Source organism: Modestobacter sp. SYSU DS0657 (assembly GCF_054050925.1).
In genome coordinates, this window is sequence record NZ_JBJHAG010000054.1 from 1 (window position 1) to 6,511 (window position 6,511).

Consider the following 6,511-nt stretch of genomic DNA (forward strand, 5'->3'; position numbering starts at 1 on the left):
CGCCCCCCCGCCCCCCCCCACCCCCCCCCCCCCCCCCCCCCCCCCCCCCCCCCCCCCCCCCCCCCCCCCCCCCCCCCCCCCCCCCCCCCCCCCCCCCCCCCCCCCCCCCCCCCGCCGTTCCCGCAGGTCACCGTGCTGCCCGCGCTGCCCGTGCTCGGGCCGGACGACGTGCTGGCGGTGCCGGTCGGCGCCCGCGGCGCGTTGCCGCCCTGGCTGAGCGGTCCGGACGCCGGTCCGGAGCCGCCGGTCGACCCGGAGTTCCTCGCCGGCGCGCTGGCCGACACCGGCAACGGCGGGAAGCCCGGCGGGATCACCAACCTGCCGGTCCCGGGCCGGCGCCCGCGCAGCGTGGTCGCGGTGGGTGTCGGCGACGCCACCGTGCCCGACCTGCGCAGCTACGTGGCGGTCGCGGTCCGCCGCGCGCAGACCCTCGCCGAGCACGGCGCCCGCCGGCTGGTGCTGCCGCTGGACTCCGCCGCCGGGCCGGCCGGCGCCGAGGAGGTGCGCGCCGCCGTCGAGGCCGTCGTGCTGGCCGGGTACCGCTTCCGCACCTCGTCGACCCCACACCCGCCCCGGCTCGCCGAGGTCGCCGTGGTGGCCGCCGACGCCGACGACCCGGCCGTGGCCGCCGGTGAGCTCGCCGGCTCGGTCGCCGCCGGCGCCGTCGCCTGGGCCCGCGACCTGGTGAACACCCCCAGCGACACCAAGACCCCCGCCTGGCTCGCCGACCAGGTCCTCGCCCGGCTGGCCGGCCTCGCGCACGTCGAGGCCACGGTGCTCGGCCCCGACCAGCTGCGCGCCGGCGGCTTCGGTGGGGTGCTCGCCGTCGGCGGCGGCTCGGCCTCGCCGCCGCGGGTGGTCGTCGTCCGGTACACGCCGCCCGGGGCGGGGGAGGGGCACCCGGTCCTGGTCGGCAAGGGCATCACCTTCGACACCGGGGGCCTGTCGATCAAGACCACCGCCGGCATGCGCGAGATGAAGACCGACATGGCCGGCGCCGCGGCGGTGCTCGCGGCCGTCGACGCCGCCGCCCGGCTGGAGCTGCCGGTCGCGGTCACCGCCGTGGTCGCGCTCGCCGAGAACGCCGTCTCCGGCTCGGCCTACCGCCCCGCCGACGTCGTCCGGCACGTCGGCGGGCGCACCACCGAGGTGCGCAACACCGACGCCGAGGGCCGGCTGGTGCTCGCCGATGCCCTGGCCCACGCGCACACCGAGCTCGGCGCCACCGCGCTGGTCGACGTCGCCACCCTGACCGGTGCGGTGAAGACGGCGCTGGGCGCCCGCACCGCGGGGCTCTACGCCACCGGCGACGGGCTCGCCGACGGGCTGCTCACCGCCGCCGGGCACGCCGGTGAGTCGTTCTGGCGGATGCCGCTGACCGAGGAGCACGTGGGTCACCTGCGCGCCCAGCTGGACTCCGACGTCGCCGACGCCAACAACGCGCCGGGCAACCCGGGGTCGACGACGGCGGCGCTGTTCCTGCAGCCGTTCACCGGCGGCCTGCCCTGGGCCCACCTGGACGTCGCCGGCCCGGCCCGCGCCGGCAGCGACGCCGCCGAGGTGGTCAAGGGGGGCACCGGGTTCGCCGTCCGCACCCTGCTGCGCTGGCTGGAGGCCGGTGCACCGGTGGCGGAGCAGGTCGTCCGGGACTGAACAGGTCGTCCGGGGCCGAAGAGGTCGTCCGGGGCCGAAGAGGTCGTCCGGGACCGAACAGATCGTCCGGGACCGACGGGTGTTCCCGGGTCGCGCCGCGGGCATGGCAGTCCGTGGCGTCGCGCCGACCGGTGCGGCCGGGACCCGAGGGGGAGAACCATGGGCATGATGGACAAGGCCAAGAGCGCGCTGAACAGCGACAAGGGTGAGCAGGTCAGCGACAAGGGCCTGGACAAGGGCGAGCAGTTCGCCGACCAGAAGACCGGCGGCAAGCACGACGCGCAGATCGACAAGGGCCGCGACTTCGCCGACGAGCGGATCGGCCGCCCCGGCGACGGCAGCTGATCCACCGGGCCGGCGCCTCCACCGGGCGCCGGCCCCGGCCCGTCCGGCAGGATCGGCGGATGACCTCCTCGGACGAGCGGGACCAGCGCAGTTCGAACCAGCGGGACCAGCGCGGGGTCGTCTTCCCGGCCGGGCCGGACGGGCGGCGCAGCACGGCCGCCGTCGGCCGGGCGGTGGTCGCGGACGCGCTGCGCCCCGTCGACCCGACCGGGGCGCGCGCCGCCGAGCACGAGACGAACTGGCGAGCCGGCTACCTGGCGCACGTCCGGCGCACCGTGGAGGCGGGCCTCGCCTCACCCGCGGCGGCCCGCAGCGTGGCCGCGGCCGGCCTGGACTCCCTGCACTCCCGGATGCGGGTCGCCGGCGCCGACGGCGAGGTCGAGCTGGACGCGCTGCGCACCGCGGCTCCCCGCCGGTCGCCGGTCACCGTCGAGGTGCGCGGCGAGGCGCAGCCGGAGCGCGAGCTGACCCTGCCGTGGCGCGGGCAGCGGTTGCGCGGCGACGACGTCCGCCGTCGGCTGGACGCCTGGGTGTCCGGCGGGGTGGTCGAGCCCAGCTGCGCCGACGCGGTGCGCACCGTGCTCGACCACCCGGAGTGGCTGGCGCTGCACGGGCGCACGGTGGCCGTGCTGGGCGCCGGCGCCGAGATGGGGCCGCTCCCGGCCCTGCTGCGCTGGGGCGCCCGGGTGGCCGCCGTCGACCTGCCGCGGGTGGAGCTGTGGCACCGGGTGCTGGACACCGCCCGGCGCGGCGCGGGCACGCTGCTCCTGCCGGCCCGGCGGGACCACGCCGACCCGGCCGCCGAGGCCGGGGCCGACCTCGTGGCCGAGGTGCCCGAGGTCGCCGAGTGGCTGCTCGGCCTCCCCGGCGGCCTCGTGGTCGGCAACTACGTCTACGCCGACGGCGCCACCAACGTGCGGGTCTCCACCGCGGTCGACGCGCTCACCGTGCGCCTGCAGCACCGCCGTCCCGATCTCGCGCTGGCCTTCCTCGCCACCCCCACCGACGTCTTCGTGGTGCCGCGCGACGCGGTCGCGGCCTCGGTCGCGGCGTACGCCGACCGGTCGCGGACGGCGAAGCTGCTGGGCCGGCCGCTGCGCACCCTGTCGGCGGGGCGGCTGCTGCAGCGCAACTACGTGCCCGGTGCCGACCCGGGGATCAACGACAGCCTGGTCCCCCAGCAGGGCCCCAACTACGCGCTGGCCAAGCGGGTGCAGCGCTGGCGGGCGACCGTCGCCCGCGCCGGCGGGGCCACCGTCTCGCTCAACGTCGCGCCCCCGACCCGCACCCGCTCGGTGGTGAAGAACCGGGCGCTGGCCGCCGCCTACGCGGGTGCGCACCGCTTCGGGGTGGAGGTGTTCGACCCCGCGACGTCGAACGTGCTGATGGCCGCGCTGCTGGTGCACGACCTGCACACCGATGGGGGCCCGGCGCACGCGCACCCGTGGCAGGACGAGGCGTACTCCGCCGCGCACGGCGGGCTGTGGCGCGGTCCGTACGCCCCGCGCAGCGCCCTCGGGCTGGCCGCCGTGCTCGGGGTCGCCGGCGCCCGCGGCTGAGCTGCCGGCGGTCGCCCGCGCGTGTTCCGCTCCGCGGTGGGCCGCACCCCCCTACGGTGCCGCCATGGAGCAGGCTCCCGCACCCATCGGGCCCGCGCCTCGGCGGGCGCGGCTGGGCAATCCTTGGACGGCGTTGCGGGTGGTGCTGGCGGTCGGCTGGCTGGCCGTCGCGCTCGTCGTTGTCCTCACCGGACAGCGGGCCGCGTCGCTGGGCGACCTGCGCGGCGCCATCGCGGACGGGCGGGTGGACGAGGTCGCGGTGACCGAGGGGCTGGAACCGGGGGCCACCGGCGTCGCCGTGCAGACGGCGGTGTGGCGCGCGGGGCCCATCACGCACCACACCGAGGTGTGGGCGGTCAGCCCGGGGCAGCAGGCGCCGGACGGCACCCGCCCGGTCGTTCCCGGCGACCTGGCGGACGAGCTGCGCACCCAGCACCCGGAGCTGCGGATCGCCCCTGCGGCCGAGCGGTTCTCCTGGTCGGAGGTGTTCGGCTGGCGGGTGTCCACCTGGGTCGGGCTGGTCCTGTTCCTCGGCGCGGTCGCGGTGGTGTTCCTGCTGCTCGCCGGGCCGCGGCCGGCGCGCGCGACCCGGTGGGCCTGGTTCTGGCTGAGCTGGAACCCGGTGGGGTCCCTGGCGTTCCTGCTGCTGTCCGGGCCGTTCCCCGGGCTGCCGGCGCCCCGGCCCGGGACCCGCCGGCTGACCGGCGGGTGGGCGTTCCTGCTCAGCCTCGTCCTCGGCTCCGCGCTCTTCTCCGCGGGCGGCTGATCCGGGACGACGCGTCTGCTGCCCCGTCACCCGTTCCCGCGGCCGCACGATCAGGTCACCTGGTCGTGCGTGCTCCTGGCTCACCTCCTGGGCTGAGCCAGGAGCACGCACGGTGAGCTCAGCTGATCCCCGGAGAACGGCCGGGGAACGGCGGGCGAACGGTGGGGAGGAGGCTCAGGGCGGTCTCAGGGTGCCTGCTCGGGGCCGCCTCAGGGTCGGTTGGGGGGCCTCCCCGATGTACCGCGGGAGCGCGCGCCGACAGGCTTTCGGGCATGGACACAACCGCTGCTCAGCAGGCCCGGGCCACGCGATGATCGTCGCCCGGGACCTCACGAAGACGTACGGCTCCAAGGTCGCCGTGGACGGCGTCAGCTTCACCGTGGAGCCCGGCCGGGTCACCGGCTTCCTCGGCCCGAACGGGGCCGGCAAGTCCACCACGATGCGGATGATGGTCGGCCTGGACCGGCCCACCAGCGGCAGCGTCACCATCGGTGGCCGCAGCTACGCCGACGTCCCCGCGCCCCTGCGCTCGGTCGGCGTGCTGCTGGAGGCGCGGGCGCTGCACCCGGGCCGCAGCGCCCGCAGCCACCTGCGGTGGCTGGCCGCCAGCAACGGCATCCCGGCCAAGCGGGTGGACGAGGTGCTCGACCTGGTGGGCCTCACCGACGTCGCCGACCAGCGGGTGGGCCGGTTCTCCCTCGGCATGGGCCAGCGGCTGGGCATCGCCGTCGCGCTGCTCGGTGAGCCGCCGGTCGTCGTCCTCGACGAGCCGGTCAACGGCCTGGACCCCGAGGGCATCCGCTGGGTGCGGAACCTCGCCCGCGAGCTCGCCGGCCAGGGGCGCACCGTGCTGGTCTCCAGCCACCTGATGAGCGAGATGGCGCTGACCGCCGACCACCTGATCGTGATCGGCCGCGGCCGGGTGCTGGCCGACTGCTCGATGGCCCAGTTCATCACCGACCACGCCACCTCCTACGTGCGGGTGCGCACCCCGCGGCCCGGCGAGGTCGCCGAGCTGCTGCAGCGCTCCGGCCTGGACGTCGACCGGCACGGCGACGAGCTGCGGGTGCAGGGCCTGGACGCCGCCGGCGTCGGGGAGCTGGTCGGTGGGGCCGGCCTCCACCTGCACGAACTGACCCTCGTCCAGTCCTCGCTCGAGGACGCCTTCATGACCCTCACCGCCGGCAGCGTCGAGTACGGCGCGCACCCGGCCGAGCCCGTGGGAGCCCTCCGATGACCGAGTCCTCGACCCTCGCCGTGCCCCCTCCGGCGCCGGACGTCGTCTCCCTGGATCCCGACCGGCACGTGCCCGGTGTCCGGACCCCCGGCTTCGCGGCGGCGCTGCACGCCGAGTGGATCAAGTTCTGGACCGTCCGGTCGACCCGCTGGGCGCTGTCGTTGCTGTTCCTGCTGGGCGCGGGGACGACCGCGCTGATCTGCTGGGCCGTGGCCCGGGACCTCGCCAGCGGTGAGGCGGGTGAGCCGGCCGCGGCGTTCGTCACCTGGGGCATGCTCTTCGCCCAGCTCACCGCGGTCGCGCTGGGCACGCTGGTGGTCACCGGCGAGTACGGCACCGGGATGATCCGCGCCTCCCTGACCGCGGTGCCCCGGCGCGGGTCGGTCATCGCCGCCAAGGGTCTGCTGGTGGTCGGCACCCTCTTCCTGGCCGGCCTGGTCACGGCGGTCGCGGGGTACCTGGCCGGCAACTGGTTCCTCGACCGGGAGGGTGTGGGCCTCGCACTGTCCGACGACGGCGTGCTGCGGGCACTGCTGGGCAGCGGCCTGTACCTGGCGGGGGTCGGGCTGTTCGGCCTGGCCCTGGGGCTGCTGATCCGCAACAGCGCCGCCGCGATCACCGTCGGCATCGGCGTGCTCTTCGTCATCGGCAACCTGGCCTTCGCCCTGCCGGGGACGTGGGGTGAGTGGGTCGCCAAGCTGCTGCCGGGCAACGCCGGAGCGGTGGTGAGCCAGGTGGCGATGTTCGACGGCTCTCCGCTCCTCGGCCCCTGGGCGGGTTTCGGTGTCTTCGCCGCCGAGACCGCGGTCCTGCTCACCGTCGCCGTCGTCCTCTTCCGCCGCCGGGACGCCTGAAGAAACGGCCCCCTTGCCCCCCCCGCCACTCGCAGGCTCGCGGCGGGCCCCTGCAAGGGGGCCGACCGGTGGCCCGGTCCGCTTCGCGGACCGGGCC

General features: G+C 77.0%; 6 protein-coding genes. All 6 read left to right on the forward strand.

Going from position 1 to position 6,511, the window contains the following annotated elements:
- Positions 1-132: 132 nt before the first annotated feature.
- The 6 genes from ACI79A_RS19555 (at position 133) to ACI79A_RS19580 (ending at position 6,414) form a co-directional block, all read left to right on the forward strand.
- Positions 133-1,653, forward strand: coding sequence for a leucyl aminopeptidase family protein (locus ACI79A_RS19555; RefSeq protein WP_457085420.1), 1,521 nt, complete (start codon positions 133-135; stop codon positions 1,651-1,653).
- Positions 1,654-1,812: 159 nt separating this feature from the next.
- Positions 1,813-1,998: an antitoxin gene (locus ACI79A_RS19560; RefSeq protein WP_457085421.1), complete on the forward strand. Its 186-nt coding sequence runs from the start codon at positions 1,813-1,815 to the stop codon at positions 1,996-1,998.
- 59 nt (positions 1,999-2,057) lie between these two features.
- On the forward strand, positions 2,058-3,557 hold the full coding sequence (locus ACI79A_RS19565; protein WP_457085422.1) for a hypothetical protein: 1,500 nt from the start codon (positions 2,058-2,060) through the stop codon (positions 3,555-3,557).
- A gap of 64 nt (positions 3,558-3,621) precedes the next feature.
- The gene (locus ACI79A_RS19570; protein ID WP_457085423.1) at positions 3,622-4,323 is read left to right on the forward strand and encodes a hypothetical protein; all 702 of its coding nucleotides are present in this window, start codon (positions 3,622-3,624) and stop codon (positions 4,321-4,323) included.
- Between the two features lie 310 nt (positions 4,324-4,633).
- Positions 4,634-5,560 (forward strand): ABC transporter ATP-binding protein, encoded by a 927-nt coding sequence (locus ACI79A_RS19575; RefSeq protein WP_457085424.1) that lies wholly within the window; start codon positions 4,634-4,636, stop codon positions 5,558-5,560.
- Positions 5,557-6,414: an ABC transporter permease gene (locus ACI79A_RS19580; RefSeq protein ID WP_457085425.1), complete on the forward strand. Its 858-nt coding sequence runs from the start codon at positions 5,557-5,559 to the stop codon at positions 6,412-6,414. Before ACI79A_RS19575 ends, ACI79A_RS19580 begins: the two co-directional genes overlap by 4 nt.
- Positions 6,415-6,511 lie beyond the last annotated feature (97 nt).